Here is a 22,127-nt window from a genome sequence, read left to right on the forward strand (position 1 = left end):
TACGCTCGTAAGGACGACCTTAAGAGCGCAGCCTCGCTACCATGCCATGCTCCCGCAAGGCGGCCTTCGCCGGAGGCGTACGTTCAATTGTTGGCTTCCGGCGCCTCAACTCTCACCCCTGCTGTATTGCGAGTGCTCGAAAAACAGCACCACACCGAGCGCGATCAGCAGCGGGATGATCAGGTAGAACAACCGGAACACCAGCAGCGCCGCCAGTACGCCGACCTGGTCCATATGCGACAAGCCTGCGAGGAACACCACCTCGAACACCCCGAGCCCGCCCGGCGCATGCGAGATCTGCGCGATCGAGAACGACACCAGGAAGACGCCGAGCACGACGAAATAGCCGGGATTGCCGGTGGCGGGCAGGGCGAAGAAGATGATCGCCGCCGCTGCCAGCAGCTCGATCGGGCCGACCAGCAATTGCCGCGCCACAATCGGCAGCGCCGGGTAGTGCAGCTGAAAGCTGCCTATCCTCAGCGGCCTCAGATGCAGCCAGCTGCCGAAGACATAGGCCGCCACCACCAGCAGCATGGCAAAGCCGGCCGCCTGCGCCAGCCGGTGATGCGGCGTGCCGGAAAACCGGTCGATCACCTCAGGCTCGAGCAACAGGACGATGCTTGAGACGAACAGTGTCGACAGCACGAAAGTGATCCAGCAGATCGCCACCAGAACGCCGACGTCCTGGCCGGTCAGGCCCTTGGTGCCGTAGGCGCGGTAGCGGATCACCGCACCGGAAAACACCGAGCCGCCGATATTGTGCGACAGCGCGTAGGTGGTGAACGAGCAGAAGGTGACGAACAGCCACGACACTTTTTTGCCGATGTGCAAAAGCGCGATGTGGTCGTAGCCGGCGAGCGAGGCATAGGCGACGACCGAGCTCAGCGCCGCGAGCACCCAGCCGCGCGCCGGGATGGCGACGATGCCGTCCCAGACATCGTCGAGCGAGATGCCGCGCAATTCGTGCAGCAACAGCCACAGCGAGAACACCACCGCGGCGACGCCGATGACGGGCCAGAAATAGCGGCTCCAGTTCATTGCCTGACGATCATGCGTTGCAGCCCGTACCCGTTGTCCGGTTCGCAGCAGGAAAACCGCCCGCGGTCCCGAATGGTTCATTTCAGAAATGCCTCATTGAAGCCGGCTATTCAACCGGGAAGGCGCGTTGCGGCGCTGGCGTCTTTCCTTCTCCCACAAGAAGGGGAGAAGGGATCCCCAACGTCGTCGCCTTCATGCCGTCGGCAAAATTCGGCCCTTGCACTCTTGGTGATCCGGCCCGGCGCTGATAGTCTGGCCGCAACTTGAACATGTAAAAGCGCCTGCTGCGTCCGGTCTCCGGTTCGCGCGGCGCCGGAAGGAACGACAGTGGAAGACCACGAAGCCGGCGCTGGTGCGCCGGAAGTGGGCGTGTCCAGGGGTTCGCCGCCGCCATCCGGCGAGGCAAACCCAGCCGCCGGACGCTACGGCCGTCAGGTGCAGCCCCGGTCCGGCAATGGACAGGCTGGCGACACGTCCCACGATCACAAGGGTCAGAACGGCCCGCATCAGAACGGCAAACCCAAGAAGCGGCGCAAGCGGCGGCGCGGGCGCAAGGTTTTCGCACGCGACGAGGCTCGTCCGGCGATAACAGGCACTTCGGTGCCCGCCGCCGGCGGGGCCTCGGCCGCTCGCCAGCCCCAGCCGGCGGCTTCGATCGCGCCCCAGTCCTCGATCGCGCAATCGGCTTCAATCGCGCAATTGCCTCCAGCCTTGCCAAGGCCGGGGCAAGGTGCCCGGACGCCGCCACCGCTGCAGGAATTGCCGGTGTTTGCCGCGCTCGACCTCGGCACCAACAATTGCCGCCTGCTGGTCGCGGTGCCGACGCGCCATGGCCAGTTCCGCGTCATCGATGCGTTCTCGCGCATCGTCAGGCTGGGCGAGGGCCTTACCGCCAATGGCCGGCTCGGCGAGGCTGCAATGGACCGCGCGGTCGAGGCGCTGAAGATCTGCGGCGACAAATTGCGCAACCGCAAGGTCAGGAAGGCCAGGCTGATCGCCACCGAGGCCTGCCGCACCGCCGCCAACGGCGTCGAGTTCCTCGAACGCGTCGAGCGCGAGGCCGGCCTGAAGCTCGAGATCATCGACCGCCAGACCGAGGCGCGGCTGGCGGTGTCGGGCTGCGGCTCCCTGGTCGAGCGCGACACGCAAGGCGTCGTGCTGTTCGACATCGGCGGCGGCTCGTCCGAAATCGCACTGATCGACCTCACCGGCCAACGCTCGCCAAGGCTCGCCAACCACATCGTCTCGTGGACCTCGCTGCCGGTCGGCGTCGTCTCGCTGGCCGAGCGTTTTGGCGGCCGCACGGTGACGCGCGAGATCTTTGGCGCCATGGTCGAGGATGTCGCAATACGGCTGCGCGCCTTCGACGGGCGCGACCGGCTGAGCCACCTCCTGTCCAGCCCGAAATTCCATCTGCTCGGCACCTCGGGCACGGTGACGACGCTTGCCGGCGTCCACCTCGATCTCGAACGCTACGACCGCCGCCGCGTCGACGGGTTGTGGATGGATCGCGACAGCGTCGACCGCATGGTCGAAAAGCTGGTCGGCTGGGATTTCCAGCAGCGCGTCGCCAACCCTTGCATCGGCGCCGACCGCGCCGATCTGGTTCTGGCCGGCTGCGCCATATTGGAGGCGATCCGTGCCGTCTGGCCGTCCGAACGGCTGCGCGTCGCCGACCGCGGCCTGCGCGAGGGCATACTGAGCGAGTTGATGGCCGATGACGGCGTCTGGCGCAACAGCGGGCGAGGCAGAGCATGATCCCGAAAAGTGGCTGCCGGTTTTCGGACAAGATCATGCTCAAACAAGTAATCAAGCAATGACCAAGAAACCGGAAAGACCGAGCTCCGCCGGCATTCGCGTGCTGAAGACGAAGATCAAGAAGAAAAGCGGCCTCAAGGAATCGTCGCGCCGCTGGCTGCAGCGCCATATCAACGATCCCTATGTCCAGCGCTCGAAGGCCGACGGTTATCGTTCGCGCGCGGCCTACAAGCTGATCGAGATCGACGACAAGCACCATTTGCTCAAGCCCGGCATGAAGGTGATCGACCTTGGTGCGGCACCCGGCGGCTGGTGCCAGGTCGCCGCCGCACGTACGAAATCTACCGCGGAACACCCGAACGTCGTCGGCATCGATTACCTGGAAATGGACGCGGTGCCGGGCGCGCCGGTGCTGCTGATGGATTTCCTCGATCCGCAGGCACCCGAAAAGCTGGGCGAGACGCTGGGCGGCCAGCCGGATATCGTGCTCTCCGACATGGCCGCACCCACCACCGGCCACAAGCGGACCGACCACATCCGCACCATGCATCTGTGCGAGGTGGCGGCCGATTTCGCGCTGTCGGTATTGAAGCCGGGCGGACATTTCCTCGCCAAGACGTTTCAGGGCGGCGCCGAGAACGAATTGCTGGCGAGACTCAAGCGGAATTTCCGCTCGGTCCATCACGTCAAGCCGCCCGCCTCACGCGACGAATCGGTGGAGCTGTATCTCTTGGCGAAAGATTTTAAAGGCGGAAACGGCACGGCGTGAAAATCGCTCTGTAGCGGTCCTTCGCGCCCCCCTCTGTCCTGCCGGACATCTCCCCCATGAGGGGGGAGATTGGCAGCTTCGGCGCGCCGCCTAATCCTGCAACACTGGAGATTGGCGAAAACCGACGTCTCGTCCGATCTCCCCCCTCGTGGGGGAGATGGCCGGCAGGCCAGAGGGGGGCGCTGTCCCTCCGGCGTCCGTAGCACGAGGAAAGGTCAACTCCCCGGCGGGCTCACCGGCTCCAGTGTCTTTGGCGGTGTCAGCCGGCCATGTCCAGACACGGCATTGCCGGCGTCCGGGGCCAGCCGCATGAACGACAGCGAGGCCGCCGCCGACACCGCCGCCACGATGAAGAAGGCGGTGTGAAAGTCGGCCAGCGTCAACGGGCCGCCATGGATCGTGGTCGACACTTCCAGGATGCCGCCGGCCAGCGCCACACCGAGCGCGATCGCCAACTGCTGGAACACCGCCGTGATCGGCGTCGCCTTGCTGGTGTCGGCGGCCGAAATCTCGGCGTAGGCAAGCGCGTTGATGCCGGTGAAGAACATCGAGCGGATGAAGCCCCCGGCGAGCAACATGGCGAGGATCAGCCCATAGGGCGTGTCGGGTGTGAACAGGCCGTTGATGGCGATGGACGCGGCAGCGATGAGCGAGCCTGAAATCAGCACACGGCGAAAGCCGGCGACCCTGAAGATCAGCGCGGTGACGAATTTCATGCCTATGGCGCCGATCGCCGAGACGAAGGTGATCATGCCGGACTGGAACGGCGTCAACCCGAAACCGATCTGGAACATCAGCGGCAAAAGAAAAGGTACGGCACCAATGCCGATGCGGAACAGTCCGCCGCCGAGCACCGACGAGCGGAACACCCGATTGCGAAACAGCTCGAGCGCCAGCAGCGGATTCTTGACGCGGCGCGCGTGCAGCAGGTAAAGCACCGCCGACGCCAGCCCGACGGCTACGGTGACAAAGCCGGCAGCGGGCGGCAGAGCCGGCAAGCTGACCACCGACAGGCCGAACACGATGCCCGATGCCGCCAACCCGCTCAGCACGAAACCGGTGAAATCGAGCGGCGGCGTCTGCGCGGCGTCGGTCTTTGGCAGGAAACGCGTGGCCAGCCAGATCCCGATCAGCCCGATCGGCACGTTGATCAGAAAAATCCAGTGCCAGGAAAAATAGGTCGTGATGAAGCCGCCTACCGGCGGGCCGACCAGCGGGCCGACCAGAGCCGGGACGGTCAGCCACGACATGGCGGCAACGAGTTCGCTTTTCGGCGTCGCGCGTACCAGCACCAGGCGTCCGACCGGCGTCATCATGGCACCGCCAATGCCTTGCAGGAAGCGTGAGACCACGAAAGCCGGCAGCGAATTGGAAATGGCGCACCCGACCGAACCGACGATGAACACGGCGATCGCGGCACGGAAGACATTCTTGGCGCCGAAGCGGTCGGCCATCCAGCCGCTGATCGGAATGAAGATCGCCAGCGATACCAGATAGGCGGTCAGCGCCAGCTTGAGCGCGATCGGGCTGGTGTGGATGTCGATGGCGATCGCCGGCAACGATGTCGCAATGATGGTCGAATCCATGTTTTCCATGAAAAGAGCGACCGCCAGGATAAGCGGAATGGTGCGGTTCACGATGGATCCGGCCTTGAAATGTGCGTCGCGATTGCTTGCCGGCCTTGGGGGCCAAACCGACAGATAGGGCGGTTATCATGGCTTGGCCCGGATGTCGCATTAATTTGCCGTCACGTTTGTGCGACCGCAGGTCGTGCAGCACCTGCGGCAAATGCAGCTTTGCCACTACGCAACCATCGGCTTTTCAACGGCGACGGGACGTGTTACGAGCCAGCGCCAATCCTGAAAGGGAAGAAGACGAGTCGGCGCTGTCCATCAGGGCGAGCGCCTTTCCTGCATTCCGAGGGCTGGCCATGGCAAAAATCATCGAGACGTCCACCGGCGCATTGGCGCTGACCTTTGACGACGTGCTGCTGCAGCCGGGTCATTCCGAGGTCATGCCCGGCGAGACCGACATCCGCACCCGCATCGCCGGCGACATCGACCTCAACGTGCCGATCCTGTCGGCCGCCATGGACACGGTTACCGAGGCGCGGCTCGCCATCGCCATGGCCCAGGCCGGCGGCATCGGTGTCATCCACCGCAATTTCTCGCCGGCCGAACAGGCCGAGCAGGTGCGGCAGGTGAAGAAATTCGAATCCGGCATGGTGGTCAACCCGGTCACCATCGGTCCCGAGGCGACGCTTGCCGATGCGTTGGGCCTGATGCGCACCTACAGCATTTCGGGCATTCCGGTGGTCGAGAACGGCGGCACCGGCGGCCACACGGTCGGCCGGCTCGTCGGCATCCTGACCAACCGCGACGTCCGCTTCGCGTCCGATCCGGCGCAAAAGGTCTATGAACTGATGACCCGCGAGAACCTGATCACGGTCAAGGAGAACGTCGATCAGGACGAGGCCAAGCGGCTGCTCCATCAGCACCGCATCGAGAAGCTGGTTGTGGTCGATCGGGACGGCAATTGCGTCGGGCTGATCACGGTCAAGGACATCGAGAAGTCGCAGCTCAACCCGCACGCCACCAAGGATGCGCAGGGGCGCTTGCGCGCCGCCGCCGCCACCAGCGTCGGCGATGACGGTTTCGAAAGGGCCGAGCGCCTCATCGATGCCGGCGTCGACCTTCTGGTGATCGACACCGCGCACGGTCATTCGCAGCGCGTTCTGGATGCCGTGACGCGGGCCAAGAAGCTGTCCAACTCGGTTCGCATCCTGGCCGGCAACGTCGCCACCGCGGAAGGCACCTTGGCGCTGATCGATGCCGGCGCCGACGCGGTCAAGGTCGGCATCGGACCAGGCTCCATCTGCACCACCCGTATCGTCGCCGGCGTCGGCGTGCCGCAGCTCTCGGCAATTATGTCGGCAGTCGAGACGGCGCAGAAATCGGGCGTTTCGGTTATTGCCGATGGCGGCATCAAATATTCGGGCGATCTCGCCAAGGCGCTGGCCGCCGGGGCCAGCGCGGCGATGATTGGCTCGCTGCTGGCCGGCACCGACGAGAGCCCCGGCGAGGTCTATCTGCATCAGGGCCGCTCCTTCAAAGCCTATCGCGGCATGGGTTCGGTCGGCGCGATGGCGCGCGGCTCCGCCGATCGTTATTTCCAGGCCGAGGTGCGCGACACGCTGAAACTGGTCCCGGAAGGCATCGAAGGGCAGGTGCCGTACAAAGGACCTGTGTCTGGCGTGCTGCACCAGCTTGCAGGCGGCCTGAAAGCCGCTATGGGTTATGTCGGTGGCCGCGACCTTGCCGATTTCCGCGAGCGCGCCACTTTTGTGCGGATATCCAATGCCGGACTTCGTGAAAGCCACGCCCATGACGTCACGATTACCCGCGAAAGCCCGAATTATCCTGGCGGAGCCTGACCGTCATGCGTCTTGGCGCAATCTGGCGGCAATGATCCTGCGGCTGTCGCGCCACGCGGCCGCACTCTGTGTCGCCACAGTGGCGGTTTTCATCATCATGACGGCGATGGAGTTCCTCTATTTTCGCCGATTGAGCGGCGGTCTGCCGTCGCTCGACATGCGCTATGCCGGTTTCACTCCGGATGAGGGCATGGCCTGGCTAACGGCTCTCGGCCGGCGCGGCAGCGAGATTATCCTCGTCTGGCATTACCTGACCTTCGACCTGCTGTTTCCGGCGCTGCTGTCGCTGACGATGGTCAGCCTGATCCTGGCCACGGGCCGGCGGCTGAAGAATTTCCATGCACTGCCTGCGCAAACGCAGGCGACATTCGCAGCTGTGCTGGTGCTGCCCTACACGCTCGCCGACTATGCCCAGAACATCGCCGTGGCTCGTCTTTTGTCCGATTTTCTGTCGGCCAATCCGGATTCGCTATCCTTCGCCTCGGCGCTGATCGTCACCAAATTCGCCCTGCTGGCGATACCGGGGACCGTCATTGCGGCTTTCATTCTGATGGCTCAGAAACGGCCTTGAAGGCTGGGTGACAACGACAGGGGGCGTCTTGAACCAGACCGCGATCTTCTGGCCGATGCTGGCGCAGGTGCTGCTGGTCTATATCGTCTATGTCGTAATGGGCCGGCGCCGCCATGGCGCGGTCAGATCGGGCGAAGCCAAGACCGGCCAGTTCAAGACGCGCTCGACGGAGCCTGGGTCCAGTATCACCGTCGCCAACAATCTGAGCAACCAGTTCGAACTGCCGGTGCTTTTCTACGTCTTATGCTTGACGCTGCACGTGACCAATGGCGTCAATTATCTGACTTTGACACTGATGTGGATCTTTGTCGTCTCCCGCTATCTTCACGCATCGGTCCACTTGACCAGCAATCGGCTAATCCTGCGCAGCAGGGCATTCTACCTGGGCGCGGTCGTTCTCGCACTTGGCTGGATATGGCTGGCGCTGCATCTGCTCGGCTTAGTCTGAGCAAGCTCAAGGCTACAAATCGAACACCGCGATCTTGCGCTTGTCGAACCTGATGGCGAGTTCGCCGCGCACCAGCTTGAGCGCGGCCTCGCCGAAAACGGCACGCCGCCAGCCTTGCAATGCCGGCACGTCGGCTTCCTCGCCCTCGGCAGCGATGCGGTCGATGTCGTCACTGGAGGCGAGTACCTTCGAGGCGACGCCTTCCCTTTCGGCAACGATCCGCAGCAGCACCTTCAGCAACTCCGCCGCGGCGCTCGACCCCTCCGGCGGCTGGAAGCTCTTCGGCAGCTTCGGCATCTCTTCCCTGGGCAGGGCAAGGGCAGCGTTGACTGCGCCAAGCAATGCCGTCGCCGTCGAAGAGCGTTCCCAGCCCTTCGGCGTGGTGCGCAGCTTGCTCAGCGCCGCAGCGTCGCGCGGCGCCTGCTGCGCCACTTCGTAGATCGCATCGTCCTTGAGGACCCGGCCGCGCGGCACGTCGCGCTCGCGCGCTTCGCGTTCGCGCCAGGCCGCCACCGCCTGCACGATCGCCAGTTCCTGCGGCTTGCGCAGCCGCATTTTGAGCCGCTTCCAGGCATCCTCGGGATGCGGATCGTAGGTCTCGCGCGAGGTCAGCACGTCCATCTCCTCGTTCAGCCAGTGGGCGCGGTTTTCCCGCACCAGCTCGGCGCTGAGATGCTTGTACACCTCGATCAGGTGGGTGACGTCGGCGAGCGCGTAGTCGAGCTGCTTTTCGGACAGCGGACGGTGGCGCCAGTCGGTGAAGCGCGAGGACTTGTCGAGCCGCGCGCCGGTGATGCGCTGCACCAACTGGTCGTAGGAAACGCTGTCGCCGAAGCCGCAGACCATTGCCGCGACCTGGGTGTCGAACACCGGATGCGGCACCAGATCGCCGAGATGCACAATGATTTCGATGTCCTGCCGCGCCGCATGGAAGACTTTGACGATCGCCTCGTTGGCCATCAGCCTGAAGAACGGTTTCAGGTCGATGTCGGGCGACAGCGGATCAATCAGCGCCGTCACCCCGGGCGCTGCCATCTGGATCAGGCACAGGATCGGCCAGAAGGTCGTTTCGCGAATGAATTCGGTATCGACGGTGACGAATTCCGCCTTTTCGAAAGCGGCAATAGCGGTCTCGAGTTCTTTCTGAGTGGTGATGACGTGCATCAAATCGCTTTTGGCAAGGGAATAGGGTCTCTTTCAATTTCAGCCGCGCGCGCTTTCGTCAAGCGTAAGCACCTCTATCCAGGCTTTGCGGGTTCATCGGGATCGGCATTCCGCTTCGCCAACCGGGCAAAAACCGTCGACGTGCGCAACAGCGCCGTAAAGCGGCTGCGATGGGTGGCCGGCACGGCGGAGCGCGCCTGCATCCGGTAAAGGATGACGGCCACGAAGATCGCATAGACGGTGGCGCTGAACACGAACAGCGCGCTCGGCCCGAAAAATTGCATCACCGTCGAGGCTGCGAACGGCCCGCCGATGGCGCCGAAGGAATAAAACAGCATCAAGGCTGCGTTGATCAGCACGAACTCGCCCTTGTCGGCGCGGTCGTTGGAATGCGCCGCCGACAGCGAATAGAGCGGCATGGCGAAGCAGCCGAAGATGAAGACGAGCAGGAAGTTGAGGAACGGGCTGCCGCCTGCCACGAATGCCAGGGCCAGTGCCGCCACCATCGCACAGCACGTCGTCATCAGCAGCACCGAGCGCCGGTCCCAGCGGTCGGAGAGATAGCCGAGCGGGTACTGGATGATGGCGCCGCCGAAAATGCCGACGCTGACGAAGGTGACGACGTCGGCGACAGACATGCCGATCTGCTCGGCATAGACCGGCGACAGGGTGCGGAAAGCGCTGTTCGTGACGCCGACGGCGATACAGCCGAAGCAGCCGAGCGGCGAGATCCGCCAGACGCGGGCCAAATCGAGCTTGACCTCTTCGGGCGGGGCAGGATTGGAACGGTCGCCGAGCGACACCGGCACCAGCGAGAGCGTGATCATGATCGACATGATGGCGAAGATGGCAAAGCCGCCGGCGCCGAAGATCGGGATCAGGAACTGGGCGCCCGTCACCGAGCCGATGTCGACCATCCGGTAGATGGCAAGCACCCGCGCCCGGTCGGTGTTGGTGACACCGGAATTCAGCCAGGCTTCCATGATTGTGAACAAGCCGGCGAAGCAGAACCCGCCGGCAAAGCGCACGGCGCACCACATCACCGGATCGATGACCAGCACCAGAAGCAGCGTCCCCGCCGAGGCGATCGCCGCCAGTGCCGAAAAGGCGCGCACATGGCCGACCGACTTCATGATGCGCGTCACGGCAAGGCAGCCGAGCAGGAAGCCGGCGAAATAGAACGTGCCCATCAGGCCGATCGAGGAAGCGGGAAAACCTTCCTGCGCACCACGCAGCGCAATCAAGGTGCTCTGCAGGCCGTTGCCGCCGAGCAGGATGCCGGCGGCGATCAGGAGCGGGATCAGCGGGCGGATGGAAGACATGAAGGAAAGCCTGTCGTTGATCCCTTCTTGAACCATCGCCTTCGCCAATACCAGCGACAATTCCCGGCGGCGTTGGGGCCAGCCGGGGGCTGCCGCGTGGCGCCGGACCCTCCGTGTTGGAACCAAGGCGTATCTTTGTAGTTCAGTGCTGGTGGGCGAAAAAGCGTCTTGTGAGTTGCCGGTGTGCGGAGGCGGTGTCGGGCATCGACGTCCGTTTCTGTTGCCCGGCCTGAAGCTCCAAAGAGAGGTCCGCCGTCATGAAATTTCATCCCGCATTTGCGGCATTTGCCATGGCCGCAGTTCTGGCGGCCGGGCCGGCGCGGGCTGTCGACCTCGTCATGGTATCGGGCGATACCGGCAACGGCCAGAGAATCCTTCGCGAGATCCTCGATCAATACGAGAAGAAGACCGGCAATAAGGTTAGCGTCGTTCCGCTGCCTCCCTCGGCGACGGACCAGTTTGGCCAATACCGGCTCTGGCTTGCCGCCGGAAGCAGCGACGTCGACGTCTATCAAACGGACATCATCTGGGCCCCCCAGCTTGCAAGGCAGTTCATCGACCTGACCGAAGCGACCAAGGATGTCGTTGGCGCCCATTTCCCATCGATCATCAAATCGCAGACCGTGGACCGCAAGCTGGTCGCCTTGCCGATATTCACCGACGCTCCGGCGCTCTACTACCGCAAGGATCTCCTCGACAAATACGGCGCCAGGGTCCCGGCCAGCTGGGCCGAGCTTGCCGACACCGCCAAGCTTGTCATGGACAAGGAGCGCGACGCCGGCAGCAAGGACATGTGGGGCTTCGTTTTCCAGGGCAACGCCTATGAGGGGCTGACCTGCGATGCACTCGAATGGGTGAAGTCGAACGGCGGCGGCCAGATTATCGAGCCGGATGGCACGATCTCCATCAACAATCCGCAAGCAGTTGCGGCGCTGGAAATGGCGAGGAGCTGGGTGGGAACCATCTCGCCGCCCGGCGTTCTGGCCTATCAGGAAGAAGAGTCGCGCGGAGTCTGGCAGACAGGCAACGCCGTCTTCATGCGCAACTGGCCCTATGCCTACGCGCTTGGCAACAGCGAAAGCTCCCCCATCAAAGGCAAGTTCGAGGTGACCACGCTGCCGCCGGGGTCGGGCGAGGGCGCCCGCCCGGCAGCAACGCTTGGCGGCTGGAATCTCGCGGTTTCCAAATATTCGAAGAACCCGGATGCAGCGATCGATCTGGTCAAATGGATCGCCTCGCCGCAGATGCAGAAGTACCGCGCCTTGAAGGGGGCATATCTGCCGACCATCCAGGCACTCTATGACGATGCCGACATCGCCAGCGCCCAGCCGGTGATTCCGCGCTGGAAGGAAGTCGTCCTCAACGCGGTGCCGCGTCCCTCGGCCCAAGCCAAGAGCAGGTACAATGAGGCATCGAGCGAGTTCTGGACCGCCGTCCACAACACCATTTCCGGCGAGGGCACGGCCGCCGACAACCTTGCCGATCTGGAGTTCTCCTTGACCAGGCTCAAAGGCACCGCCTGGTGACCTCGCCGCGGTCAGGCTCGATGCTGGCGCGTCAGCGTGCGCGCTCGGCATGGCTGCTGCTTGCCCCGATGCTCATCGTGCTCGCCGCCGTTGCCGGCTGGCCGTTGATGCGCACGATCTATTTCGGCTTCACCGATGCCTCGCTCGCCGACCTCGAAGCCCGCCGCTGGGTTGGCTTCGCCAACTATTTCTCCGTCGTGCAAATGCCGAGCGGCCGCGTCATCTACGACGGGCTTCTCGCCGATCCGGTCTGGTGGCGCGCCGTCTGGAATACCGTGCGCTTCGCGGTGATTTCGGTGACCTGCGAGACGGTGCTCGGCATGATCGTTGCGCTGGTGCTCAACACGAGGTTTCGCGGCCGCGGCATCGTGCGCGCCGCGATTCTAATCCCTTGGGCCATCCCGACGATCGTCTCGGCGAAAATGTGGCAGTGGATGCTCAACGACCAGTTCGGCATCATCAACGACGTCCTGCTCAAGCTCGGCCTGATCAGCACAAAAATCGCCTGGACGGCAAGCGCCGACACGGCGATGGTCGCCGTCCTCGTTGTCGACATCTGGAAAGCGACCCCGTTCATGGCGCTTCTCATTCTCGCCGGCCTCCAGATGCTTCCACAAGAAATCTACGAGGTCGCCAAGCTCGACGGCGTCGGCGCGTGGAGAGTTTTCGGGAAGATCACCTTGCCGCTCATCCGACCGGCGTTGATGGTGGCCATGATCTTTCGCGGTCTCGATGCCCTGCGCATCTTCGATCTGATCTACGTGCTCACGCCAAACAACATACACACCAAGTCTATGTCGGTGTTTGCCCGCGAGAGCCTGTTTGAGTTCGACAAGTTCGCTTCCGGTTCCGCCGCCTCGACGCTTCTCTTCCTTATCCTCGCTCTGCTGACCATGCTCGTTCTTTGGCTCGGCCGGATAAGACTGGACAAGGACTATTGATCATGGGGGACTACTGACCATGTGGATCGTCAAGCGCACGGCTTTCTACCTCCTCGTCGCCATTATCATCGTCGTCGCGGTGTTCCCGTTTTACTACGCCATCATCACCAGCCTGAAATCGGGGACGGCGCTCTTCCAGGTCGACTATTGGCCGACGACGATTACCTTCAGCAACTACAGGACCGTATTCACCGAGGGGACCTTCTTGCGCAATCTCGTGAACTCGCTGTTCATCTCGAGCGCGGTTGTCTTCATTTCGCTGTTCCTCGGCGTCACCGCCGCCTATGCACTGGCGCGCATCCGCTTCAGAGGCCGTTCGGCGCTGCTCCTCATCATCCTGTCCGTCTCGATGTTCCCGCAATTGGCGGTGCTTGCCGGGCTTTTCGAGCTGATCCGCATCTTCGGCCTCTACAATTCGCCGTTCGCGCTGATCTTGTCCTACATGATCTTCACCTTGCCGTTCACCGTCTGGGTTCTCACCGCCTTCGTTCGCGACCTGCCGATCGAACTGGAGGAAGCGGCGATCCTCGATGGCGCCACGCCCTGGATCATCATCAGCCGCGTCTTCCTGCCGCTGATGTGGCCGGCGCTGGCGACCACCGGGCTCCTCGCCTTCATCGGTGCTTGGAACGAGTTCCTGTTCGCCCTGACGTTTACCTCCAGCAACGAGCAGCGAACCGTGCCGGTGGCGATCGCGCTGCTCTCCGGCAGCTCGCAGTTCGAGATCCCCTGGGGCAACATTATGGCCGCATCGGTGATCGTCACCGTGCCGCTTGTCGTCCTCGTTCTCATCTTCCAGCGCAAGATCATTTCCGGTCTCACGGCGGGCGGGGTGAAGGGGTGAGTGCATAGTTGAACTGCCGGCACAGAGCAGCGAACTCAGATTGACGCCTCTGGCATAAATTGATGCCGGTGAGATAGGGGCGGGAAGAACGCGAACTCGACCCAGCCGCCGCTTGCCTTGACAAATGCACCCTCTCATGTGCTTTTCGCGCAAATTTTCAGGCTGGGCCATCATGCCTCGGCCGCAACCCAACATCCGGACTTTAAGAATGACAATGCATCGTTACCGCAGCCATACCTGTGCCCAGTTGAGGAAGGTCGATGTCGGCTCGACCGTTCGCCTGTCGGGTTGGGTGCATCGCGTGCGCGACCATGGCGGACTGCTGTTCATCGATTTGCGCGACCATTACGGTCTGACCCAGATCGTTGCCGATCCGGATTCGCCTGCCTTCAAAATCGCCGAGTCCTTGCGCGGCGAATGGGTCGTCCGCGTCGACGGCGAGGTCAAGGCGCGCCTCGCCGACACCGTCAACCCCAATTTGCCGACCGGCGAGATCGAGATTTTCGCGCGCGAGATCGAAGTGCTGTCGGCCGCCAGGGAATTGCCGTTGCCAGTCTTCGGCGAGCCGGACTATCCGGAGGACATCCGCCTCAAATACCGCTTCCTCGACCTGCGCCGCGACACGCTGCACAAGAACATCGTGGCGCGGACGAAAATCATCGCCGAGATGCGCAAGCTGATGGGCGAGGTCGGCTTCACCGAATTCTCGACGCCGATCCTGACCGCCTCATCGCCGGAAGGCGCGCGCGACTTCCTGGTGCCGTCGCGCATCCACCCCGGCACTTTCTATGCGCTGCCGCAGGCACCGCAGCAGTACAAGCAGCTGATCATGGTGTCCGGCTTCGACCGCTACTTCCAGATTGCGCCGTGCTTCCGCGACGAGGACCCGCGCGCCGACCGTCTGCCGGGTGAATTCTACCAGCTCGACGTGGAGATGAGCTTCGTCGAGCAGGAGGATGTGTTTACCACCATGGAGCCGGTGATGCGGGGGGTGTTCGAGACCTTTGCCGCCGGCAAGCCGGTGACGCAGAAGTTTCCGCGCATCGCCTATGATGTCGCCATGCGCAAATACGGCACCGACAAGCCGGACCTGCGCAACCCGATCGAGATGCAGGCCGTCTCGGATCATTTTCGCGAATCCGGCTTCAAGGTATTCGCCAACATCCTTGCCAACGATCCGAAGGCCGAGGTCTGGGCCATTCCGGCCAAGACCGGCGGGTCTCGCGCCTTTTGCGACCGCATGAACTCATGGGCGCAGGGCGAGGGCCAGCCCGGCCTCGGCTACATCTTCTGGCGCAAGGAGGGCGAGAAGCTCGAAGGGGCCGGGCCGCTGGCCAAGAACATCGGCGAGGAGCGCACCGAGGCGATCCGCCTGCAACTCGGCCTTGCCGATGGCGATGCCGCCTTCTTCGTCGCCGGCGATCCGAAGAAGTTCGTCTCCTTCGCGGGTGCGGCGCGCAGCCGCGCCGGCGAGGAGCTCAATCTTGTCGACCGTGATCGCTTCGAACTGTGCTGGATCGTCGACTTCCCGTTCTTCGAATGGAACGAGGAGGAGAAGAAGATCGACTTCGCGCACAATCCGTTCTCGATGCCACAAGGTGGCATCGATGCGCTTAACGGCGAGGATCTGCTCGGCATCAAGGCGTTCCAGTACGACATGGTCTGCAATGGTTTCGAGATCGCCTCAGGCGGCATCCGCAACCATCTGCCCGAAACCATGGTCAAGGCGTTCGAGACGGTCGGGCTGGACCGCGCGACGGTCGAGGAGCGCTTCGGCGGCCTTTATCGCGCCTTCCAGTATGGCGCGCCGCCGCATGGCGGCATGGCGGCCGGCATCGACCGCGTCGTCATGCTTCTGGTCGGCGCCAGGAACCTGCGTGAAGTGACGATGTTCCCGATGAACCAGCAGGCCTACGACCTGTTGATGAACGCGCCGTCGGAGGCCAGCCCGCAGCAGCTTCGCGAATTGTCGCTGCGCGTCGTGGCGACGAAGAAAGAGGTTTAGAAAACGCTCCGAACTGATGCTGTTGATTCATAAAAAGCCCGGCATCGCTGCCGGGCTTTTTGCTTGAAGCCTGTCTCGGTCAGTCTTCGTTTGCCGTAACCGTCACGCCGAGCGTTTTCGGCAGGTCGAGCGGGTTGGACATGGCGCCCGCCATGATCAGTGCGAACGGCACCGCCGCCGGCGGCTCGGCCGAGACCTCGATGCTTTGCGGATCATCGAGGAACTTGTTGACCGCGGCCGAAACCTGCGCCGTCAGTTCTGGATTGTTGAGCTGCGCCATGCCGAAGGGCACGATTGCCTTGGCCTGGTTGGCGATGTCCTTGCCGGACATGCCTTGCTGCTTGCCGGCATAATCGAGCACCTTTTTGGTCAGCGAATCGTCGTCGAAGCGGATCGAGGCGCTGTTGAACGAAAGCTGCTGCAGCAGCCCGAGCATGGCCATGCCTTGCGCCGAATTGTCGGCGCCTTCGGGCTGCGCCGCCATCTTCTTCTGCATCTCCTGCAGTGATTTGATGACGTCCAGCGTGTAGCCGCCGAGATCGAAGGTCATGCCGAGCGTGCCGGCATTGTCGACCGATATTTCGTATTTCGACAAGTCCATCCTGCCGTCGGTAGGCTGCCAGGTGCCTTCCATCTCCAGATTGCCTGTTATGTTCTGGTAGCCGAGCGCGTTGATGACTTCCTTGGACTTCGGATCTTCGACCAGTGTCAGGTCGGCAGTGAATTTTTCCGTGGTGCCGGAAAACGCCAGGGCCTTGCCGTCGGCCGGCGGCGTGATTGCGATGGCAAGCCCGTCCATCGAGAAAGCGGTCTTGTCGGCCACCTTGACGGTCATGTTGTCGAGCTCGGCCGATTTGTAAATCATCAGCGAGCCCAACGGACCGGTTGCGCCTTCGGCCGGAACCGTCATGTCGTGGATGACGAAGGGGCTGAGATTGAGCGTGACGCCATCTTCGCTGTGCTCGAACGGCGACGTCGATACGGTCGCGATTTGATAGCCGCCATTGGCTTCGGTCACGCCTTCGAGCTTGACGTCGCCGATCTTGAGCGCCTCCTTTTCGGCCGCCGGTTTGACCGCTACGCCTTGCAGAACCATGCTGGAGGTGTCGCCGGTTACTCCGGTCCAGGAGAGGTCGACACCCTGGGCGGCGAGGGCAGCCTTCAGCCGGTCGGCGACCGCGGTATCCTGCGCGAATGCCGCATTCAGCGGCAGCGTCAGCAAAAAGGTCGAAAAAGCCAGTCTTTTAATAAGTGTCGAGTGTCTGATCGTCATCGAGAGCTCCCCTGAGAGTGTCCTGAAATTCTTTTCAAATCGTCGCGTCGTCACCATTCGGCGACGAACTGGACCGGAAAAAGGCGGGCCTCGGCACAATGATGGAAAATCGCGGCCAAAGGCAAACCCGATCCATCAGGCTTGCGATAGAAGCAGGATGTAACGGGTTGATGTTGGCCGGCGTCGCGACGCTTCCAATTCCTGTTGCATAATGGACGTCGCGCTAAGTGTGCTGCGGTTTTGCGATGACGACACGCATCAAAACAAGGACCTAAAGCGTCGCATGAGGCCGGTCGAACGCGACGCACTTTAGGAGGAGGCATACCGGTGCCTCTTGCCGCGAATCACCCGCTCGGCTAGTGCCAGCCCATGGGAAAAAGGCTTTTGCCGCCCGAGAGTGGCGGCGGCGACAATATCGAGCCCGTCGATCTGAAGAAGGCGCTGGAAGAGCGCTATCTCGCCTATGCGCTGTCGACCATCATGCACCGGGCGCTGCCGGACGTGCGCGACGGATTGAAGCCGGTGCATCGTCGCATCATGCATGCCATGCGCTTGTTGCGGCTCAACCCCGACCAGGGTTTTGCCAAATGCGCCCGCATCGTCGGCGAGGTGATGGGCAAATTCCATCCGCATGGCGACCAGTCGATCTACGACGCCTTGGTGCGGTTGGCGCAGGATTTTTCGATGCGCTACCCGCTGGTCGACGGGCAGGGTAATTTTGGCAATATCGACGGCGATAACGCCGCCGCCATGCGCTACACCGAAGCGCGCATGACCGAAGTGTCGACGCTGCTTTTGGAAGGCATCACCGAGGACGCGGTCGATTTCCGCCCGACCTACAACGAGGAAGACGAGGAGCCGGCCGTGCTGCCCGGCGCCTTCCCGAATCTGCTCGCCAACGGCTCGTCCGGCATCGCCGTCGGCATGGCGACCTCGATCCCGCCACACAATGCGGCCGAGCTTTGCGACGCCGCGCTTCACCTGATCGATCATCCGGATGCGCCCGTCACCAAGCTGATGGACTTCGTCCAGGGGCCGGATTTCCCGACCGGCGGCATCATCGTCGACAGCCGAGCCTCGATCCTCGAAGCCTACGAAACGGGTCGCGGCGGCTTTCGCGTCAGGGCGAAATGGAGCCAGGAGGATCAGGGCAGGGGCACCTGGAACATTGTCGTCACCGAAATTCCCTATGGCGTCCAGAAGGCCAGGCTGATCGAAAAGATCGCCGAGCTCTTGATGGCACGCAAGCTGCCGCTGCTCGAGGATATCCGCGACGAGAGCGCCGAGGACATCCGCGTCGTGCTGGTGCCGAAGAGCCGCTCGGTCGATCCCGGCATCATGATGGAATCGCTGTTCAAGCTGACCGAGCTCGAAAGCCGCTTTCCGCTCAACATGAACGTGTTGTCGCGCGGCAAGGTGCCGAACGTGCTGTCGCTGAAAGGTGTGCTCAAGGAATGGCTGGAGCACCGCCGCGACGTCTTGATCCGCCGCTCCAAGCACCGCCTCGGCGAGATCGAGCGGCGGCTGGAGATCCTCGCCGGCTATTTGATTGCCTACCTCAACATCGACGAGGTGATCAGGATCATCCGCGAGGAGGACGAGCCCAAGCAAGTGATGATGGCTCGCTGGTCACTCACCGACACCCAGGCTGAAGCCATCCTCAACATGCGGCTGAGGGCGCTGCGCAAGCTCGAGGAATTCGAAATCCGCGAGGAATTCAATGGCCTGACCGGCGAGAAGAAGCAGATCGAGGCACTGCTTGCGTCCGACGCCAAGCAGTGGGCGACGATCAAGTGGGAAGTCGCCAATGTTCGCCAGAAATACGGGCCCGAGACCGACATCGGCAAACGCCGCACCGAGTTCGCCGACGCACCCGAGCATGACCTGACCGATATCGCCCACGCCATGATCGAGCGCGAGCCGGTCACCGTGGTCGTTTCGGAAAAGGGCTGGCTGAGGGCAATGAAAGGCCATCTGACCGACCACTCGGCCCTGACCTTCAAGGAAGGCGACAGCCTCAAGCTCGCCTTCCACGCCCAGACCACCGACAAGGTGCTGGTCTTCACCACCGGCGGCAAGTTCTACACGATCGGCGCCGACCGGCTGCCCGGCGGGCGTGGCCATGGCGAGCCGATCCGCATCATCGTCGACATGGACAACGACCAGGATATCGTCACCGCCTTCGTCCACGATCCCAAGCGCAAGCTGCTGCTGGTATCGCATGACGGCAACGGTTTCATCGTGCCGGAAGAAGAGGTCGTCGCCAACACCCGCAAGGGCAAGCAGGTGATGAACGTCAAGGCGCCAGACGAAGCCCAGCGCTGCGTGAGCGTCGCGGGCGACCATCTCGCCATTGTCGGCGAGAATCGCAAGATGCTGGTGTTCCCGCTGGCCGAAATCCCGGAGATGGGACGCGGCAAGGGCGTGCGCCTGCAGAAGTACAAGGATGGCGGCGTCCTCGACCTCAAGACCTTCACGCTCGCAAGCGGCCTGTCCTGGCAGGATTCGGCAGATCGCACCTTCATCAAATCGCGTGACGAGCTTGCCGAATGGATCAGCGCCCGCGCCTCGGCCGGCCGCATGGTGCCGAAGGGTTTCCCGCGCACGGGGAAATTTGGGTGAAGCGGTATCTCCCCCCTTGAGGGGGAGATGTCGCCGAAGGCGACAGAGGGGGTCGGAACGTCCAGACACGACCCTTATCGCAGACGGAGGGGACTGGCGCCTCACGTATCGCAGACAGAGGAGGCCGGCGTCTCACGCTCGGCGACCCCCTGGCCTGCCGGCCATCTCCTCCTCAAGCGGGGAGATTAGCAGCTCCACCCAAACATTTGGAATGTCGTCACGATTGCTGCACTATATCAGTGCATAAGCGACGCGTTGGGCCAGGGAGAATTGGGCGCTTGAAGGAAGTCAGGATACAGAAGCCGGAGCGGCAGCAGCGCCTGTTTGGCCTGTCGACGCCGCTCAGGGCCGCTGTCATTCCGCCGCTGTCGGCGGCGCGCTGGCTCCTGGTGCTGATCGTTGCCGCTGGCGTTTACTTCTTCCACGGCTTCCTGTTTCCGGTCCTTGCCGCCCTGGTGATCGCCTTCGCCAGCTGGCCGCTCTACCGACGGCTGCTCGCCGGCGTCGGCGGCAACCGCACGATCGCGGCGACGCTTGCGATCTTGTTCATCCTAACCTTCCTGGTGGTGCCGATCGCGCTTGCCGGCACCTACGCCATCAATGAGGTGCGCGAATGGGTCAACTGGTCGATCGAGACCAACCGCTACGGTGCGCCGACGCCGCACTGGATCGCCACCATGCCGGTGGTGGGCGAATGGCTCAATGAACAATGGACGGTCAACGTTGGCCACCCTGGCGGTATCGGCGAACTGATCCAGCTGATCAGCGGCGCCAATATCGGCAGCATCTACCGCGGCGTGCTTGCCGCCGGCGGCAGCGCCTTCGGCCTTTTGCTGACGCTGCTGTTCATGATGATCGCGCTGTTCTTCGCCTATCGCGATGGCGAGCATTTCGCCGGACAGGTCGATCGCCTCGGCGAACGCATCCTGCCGGCCAGATGGGAACGGATCTCACGCGTGGTGCCGGCGACGATCTCCTCGACGGTGACCGGCATGACCGTTATCGCCATCGGCGAGGGGCTGGTGCTGGGCATCGCTTACTGGTTGGCCGGCGTGCCTTCGCCGGTGACGCTCGGCGCGCTGACCGGCATCATGGCGCTGATCCCCGGCGGCGCGCCCCTGTCCTTCACGCTGGTCTCGATCTATCTCGCCGCCAGCGGCTCGCCGATGGCGGGGCTGGCGCTGTTCATCTGGGGCGCGGTCGAACTCTTCATCGTCGACAAGACATTGCGCCCGAAGCTGGTCGGCGGGCCGATAAAGCTGCCCTTCCTGCCAACCTTTTTCGGCCTGATCGGCGGCGTCAAGACGATGGGTTTTCTCGGCCTGTTCATAGGCCCGGTGCTGATGGCCCTGCTGGTCGCAATCTGGCGCGAATGGCTGCGCGAAGTGGAACTGACCGATGAACTCGCTGCCGCCGAACCGGCGGAGCACGATGACGCGCCGCCGCAGATCGAAATTGTCGCCGAGCGCGCCGCCGCGAGAAAGAATCAGGCCGGGTGACTGACGGCGAACGTGGCGCGGCGTTTGCGCCCCTCGTGCAACTGCCAGAGCGAATGGCCGATCAAAGTCATGATTAGGATCGCGCCGCCGATCAGGCTGTTGCGCGACGGCGCTTCGGCGAAGATCATCCACACCCAGACCGGTGCCAGCACGGTTTCTAACAGGTAGAACATCGCCACTTCCGGCCCGGAGATGTATTTCGGGCCGTTGGCGAGGCAGAAGAAAGAGATCGGCATGATGACGGCACCGTTGAAGACGATCCACCACGGCGCGTTGACGTGGAAACCCACCTTGGAAACCATCAGGGTGGCGACGGCCAGCGGCAGGACCACTCCGATCAGCGCCGTGAAACCCATATCCTTGCCGCTTGCGCGCGAGATGGTAATGGCCGCGGCGATCATGAAAGCCGAGCATAGCGCCACCAGGTCGCCGAAGAGATGTCCGGTTCCAACGGAATCGCCGACAATGATCGTCACGCCGACGATCATCAGCGCCAGCGCTGCAAGCGTCAGGGGCCGTGGCCTCTCCTTCAGGAACAGCCATGACAAAAGGGCCGCGAACATGGTTGTGAAGGCCAGGATGAAAACGAGGTTGGCGGTCGAGGTGTTGTAGACGCCGGTGATGAAGGCGATCGAGCCGAGCCCGTAGAGGGCGGCAACGATGAGCCCTGACCAGCCCGGGATAAGCTGCGGCGCCTTTGCGCTCAGCGAGCGCCAGACGGCCCAGATGATGAGCGTGGCGACGAAGGTCGTGCCGGTGCGCAACAGCAGGATCGTCCATGCCTCGCCGTCGGCGAGCCGGATCAGCGGAATGTCGACGGTCAGCGTCAGCCCGCCGATGGCGGTGATCAGAAGGCCTCTCTGGTGGTCGTTGTGGGAAGACATGCGGCAATTCTCGCGTAGGCTTGGAGGCGC

General features: G+C 63.1%; 17 protein-coding genes. 11 read left to right on the plus strand and 6 right to left on the minus strand.

Translation table 11 applies throughout. The annotated features are described in order from the left end of the window. Window positions 1-105 precede the first annotated feature (105 nt). Window positions 106-1,038: a lysylphosphatidylglycerol synthase domain-containing protein gene (locus NKJ35_RS24715; protein ID WP_352650037.1), complete on the minus strand. Its 933-nt coding sequence runs from the start codon at window positions 1,036-1,038 to the stop codon at window positions 106-108. 327 nt (window positions 1,039-1,365) lie between these two features. Here NKJ35_RS24715 and NKJ35_RS24720 point away from each other — a divergent pair, with 327 nt between their 5' ends. Then, entirely contained in the window at window positions 1,366-2,796 is a 1,431-nt protein-coding gene (locus NKJ35_RS24720; RefSeq protein ID WP_352649933.1) for a Ppx/GppA phosphatase family protein, read from the plus strand. 58 nt (window positions 2,797-2,854) lie between these two features. Next, window positions 2,855-3,565 (plus strand): RlmE family RNA methyltransferase, encoded by a 711-nt coding sequence (locus tag NKJ35_RS24725; RefSeq protein ID WP_352649934.1) that lies wholly within the window; start codon window positions 2,855-2,857, stop codon window positions 3,563-3,565. A gap of 215 nt (window positions 3,566-3,780) precedes the next feature. Here the strand turns inward: NKJ35_RS24725 and NKJ35_RS24730 are convergent, their stop codons facing one another. After that, window positions 3,781-5,202, minus strand: coding sequence for an MFS transporter (locus tag NKJ35_RS24730; protein ID WP_352649935.1), 1,422 nt, complete (start codon window positions 5,200-5,202; stop codon window positions 3,781-3,783). Between the two features lie 293 nt (window positions 5,203-5,495). Between NKJ35_RS24730 and guaB the strand changes: the two genes are divergently transcribed. From guaB to NKJ35_RS24745, 3 genes are read left to right on the plus strand one after another with little or no spacing between them, the layout of a single operon-like run. Continuing rightward, the gene (guaB, locus tag NKJ35_RS24735; RefSeq protein WP_352458563.1) at window positions 5,496-6,998 is read left to right on the plus strand and encodes an IMP dehydrogenase; all 1,503 of its coding nucleotides are present in this window, start codon (window positions 5,496-5,498) and stop codon (window positions 6,996-6,998) included. A gap of 31 nt (window positions 6,999-7,029) precedes the next feature. Then, window positions 7,030-7,569 carry a hypothetical protein gene (locus NKJ35_RS24740; RefSeq protein ID WP_254817519.1) on the plus strand — a complete coding sequence of 180 codons (540 nt, stop codon included), beginning with the start codon at window positions 7,030-7,032 and terminating at the stop codon, window positions 7,567-7,569. Window positions 7,570-7,597: 28 nt separating this feature from the next. After that, the gene (locus NKJ35_RS24745) at window positions 7,598-8,017 is read left to right on the plus strand and encodes an MAPEG family protein (protein ID WP_352649936.1); all 420 of its coding nucleotides are present in this window, start codon (window positions 7,598-7,600) and stop codon (window positions 8,015-8,017) included. A gap of 12 nt (window positions 8,018-8,029) precedes the next feature. Here NKJ35_RS24745 and rnd read toward each other — a convergent pair whose 3' ends face one another. After that, entirely contained in the window at window positions 8,030-9,181 is a 1,152-nt protein-coding gene (gene rnd, locus NKJ35_RS24750; protein WP_254817521.1) for a ribonuclease D, read from the minus strand. A gap of 74 nt (window positions 9,182-9,255) precedes the next feature. Further along, on the minus strand, window positions 9,256-10,503 hold the full coding sequence (locus tag NKJ35_RS24755) for an MFS transporter (protein WP_352649937.1): 1,248 nt from the start codon (window positions 10,501-10,503) through the stop codon (window positions 9,256-9,258). A 257-nt stretch (window positions 10,504-10,760) separates the two neighbouring features. Here NKJ35_RS24755 and NKJ35_RS24760 point away from each other — a divergent pair, with 257 nt between their 5' ends. The 4 genes from NKJ35_RS24760 to aspS all read left to right on the plus strand — a co-directional run bounded on the left by NKJ35_RS24760 (window position 10,761) and on the right by aspS (window position 15,819). Continuing rightward, window positions 10,761-12,029 (plus strand): ABC transporter substrate-binding protein, encoded by a 1,269-nt coding sequence (locus tag NKJ35_RS24760; protein WP_352649938.1) that lies wholly within the window; start codon window positions 10,761-10,763, stop codon window positions 12,027-12,029. A gap of 20 nt (window positions 12,030-12,049) precedes the next feature. Then, window positions 12,050-12,970, plus strand: coding sequence for a carbohydrate ABC transporter permease (locus NKJ35_RS24765; protein WP_352650039.1), 921 nt, complete (start codon window positions 12,050-12,052; stop codon window positions 12,968-12,970). A gap of 19 nt (window positions 12,971-12,989) precedes the next feature. After that, window positions 12,990-13,814 (plus strand): carbohydrate ABC transporter permease, encoded by an 825-nt coding sequence (locus NKJ35_RS24770; protein ID WP_352649940.1) that lies wholly within the window; start codon window positions 12,990-12,992, stop codon window positions 13,812-13,814. Between the two features lie 214 nt (window positions 13,815-14,028). Continuing rightward, complete coding sequence (gene aspS, locus NKJ35_RS24775) at window positions 14,029-15,819, plus strand: aspartate--tRNA ligase (RefSeq protein ID WP_352650041.1); 1,791 nt, start codon at window positions 14,029-14,031, stop codon at window positions 15,817-15,819. Between the two features lie 79 nt (window positions 15,820-15,898). Here aspS and NKJ35_RS24780 read toward each other — a convergent pair whose 3' ends face one another. Next, window positions 15,899-17,092 carry an aq_1923 C-terminal domain gene (locus tag NKJ35_RS24780; protein WP_352649941.1) on the minus strand — a complete coding sequence of 398 codons (1,194 nt, stop codon included), beginning with the start codon at window positions 17,090-17,092 and terminating at the stop codon, window positions 15,899-15,901. A 369-nt stretch (window positions 17,093-17,461) separates the two neighbouring features. On the opposite strand from NKJ35_RS24780, the gene parC reads away from it, so the two are divergent. Continuing rightward, complete coding sequence (gene parC / locus NKJ35_RS24785; RefSeq protein WP_352649943.1) at window positions 17,462-19,714, plus strand: DNA topoisomerase IV subunit A; 2,253 nt, start codon at window positions 17,462-17,464, stop codon at window positions 19,712-19,714. A 278-nt stretch (window positions 19,715-19,992) separates the two neighbouring features. Continuing rightward, window positions 19,993-21,213: an AI-2E family transporter gene (locus NKJ35_RS24790; protein WP_352649944.1), complete on the plus strand. Its 1,221-nt coding sequence runs from the start codon at window positions 19,993-19,995 to the stop codon at window positions 21,211-21,213. On the opposite strand, the gene NKJ35_RS24795 is transcribed toward NKJ35_RS24790, so the two are convergent. Then, the gene (locus NKJ35_RS24795; protein WP_352649946.1) at window positions 21,201-22,097 is read right to left on the minus strand and encodes a DMT family transporter; all 897 of its coding nucleotides are present in this window, start codon (window positions 22,095-22,097) and stop codon (window positions 21,201-21,203) included. The genes NKJ35_RS24790 and NKJ35_RS24795 overlap by 13 nt on opposite strands. Between the last annotated feature and the right edge of the window lie 30 nt (window positions 22,098-22,127).

The sequence above is a fragment of the Mesorhizobium sp. M0136 genome, from assembly GCF_040322515.1.
In the GTDB taxonomy this organism is placed as follows: domain Bacteria; phylum Pseudomonadota; class Alphaproteobacteria; order Rhizobiales; family Rhizobiaceae; genus Mesorhizobium.

What these genes read in the sequence shown, in the direction of transcription:
- NKJ35_RS24715 (WP_352650037.1), bottom strand. Translation starts at nt 1,038, where the DNA reads ATGAACTGGAGCCGCTATTTCTGGCCCGTCATCGGCGTCGCCGCGGTG.
- NKJ35_RS24725 (WP_352649934.1), top strand. Translation starts at nt 2,855, where the DNA reads ATGACCAAGAAACCGGAAAGACCGAGCTCCGCCGGCATTCGCGTGCTG.
- guaB (WP_352458563.1), top strand. Translation starts at nt 5,496, where the DNA reads ATGGCAAAAATCATCGAGACGTCCACCGGCGCATTGGCGCTGACCTTT.
- NKJ35_RS24740 (WP_254817519.1), top strand. Translation starts at nt 7,030, where the DNA reads ATGATCCTGCGGCTGTCGCGCCACGCGGCCGCACTCTGTGTCGCCACA.
- rnd (WP_254817521.1), bottom strand. Translation starts at nt 9,181, where the DNA reads ATGCACGTCATCACCACTCAGAAAGAACTCGAGACCGCTATTGCCGCT.
- NKJ35_RS24755 (WP_352649937.1), bottom strand. Translation starts at nt 10,503, where the DNA reads ATGTCTTCCATCCGCCCGCTGATCCCGCTCCTGATCGCCGCCGGCATC.
- NKJ35_RS24760 (WP_352649938.1), top strand. Translation starts at nt 10,761, where the DNA reads ATGAAATTTCATCCCGCATTTGCGGCATTTGCCATGGCCGCAGTTCTG.
- NKJ35_RS24765 (WP_352650039.1), top strand. Translation starts at nt 12,050, where the DNA reads ATGCTGGCGCGTCAGCGTGCGCGCTCGGCATGGCTGCTGCTTGCCCCG.
- NKJ35_RS24770 (WP_352649940.1), top strand. Translation starts at nt 12,990, where the DNA reads ATGTGGATCGTCAAGCGCACGGCTTTCTACCTCCTCGTCGCCATTATC.
- aspS (WP_352650041.1), top strand. Translation starts at nt 14,029, where the DNA reads ATGCATCGTTACCGCAGCCATACCTGTGCCCAGTTGAGGAAGGTCGAT.
- NKJ35_RS24780 (WP_352649941.1), bottom strand. Translation starts at nt 17,092, where the DNA reads ATGACGATCAGACACTCGACACTTATTAAAAGACTGGCTTTTTCGACC.
- parC (WP_352649943.1), top strand. Translation starts at nt 17,462, where the DNA reads ATGGGAAAAAGGCTTTTGCCGCCCGAGAGTGGCGGCGGCGACAATATC.
- NKJ35_RS24795 (WP_352649946.1), bottom strand. Translation starts at nt 22,097, where the DNA reads ATGTCTTCCCACAACGACCACCAGAGAGGCCTTCTGATCACCGCCATC.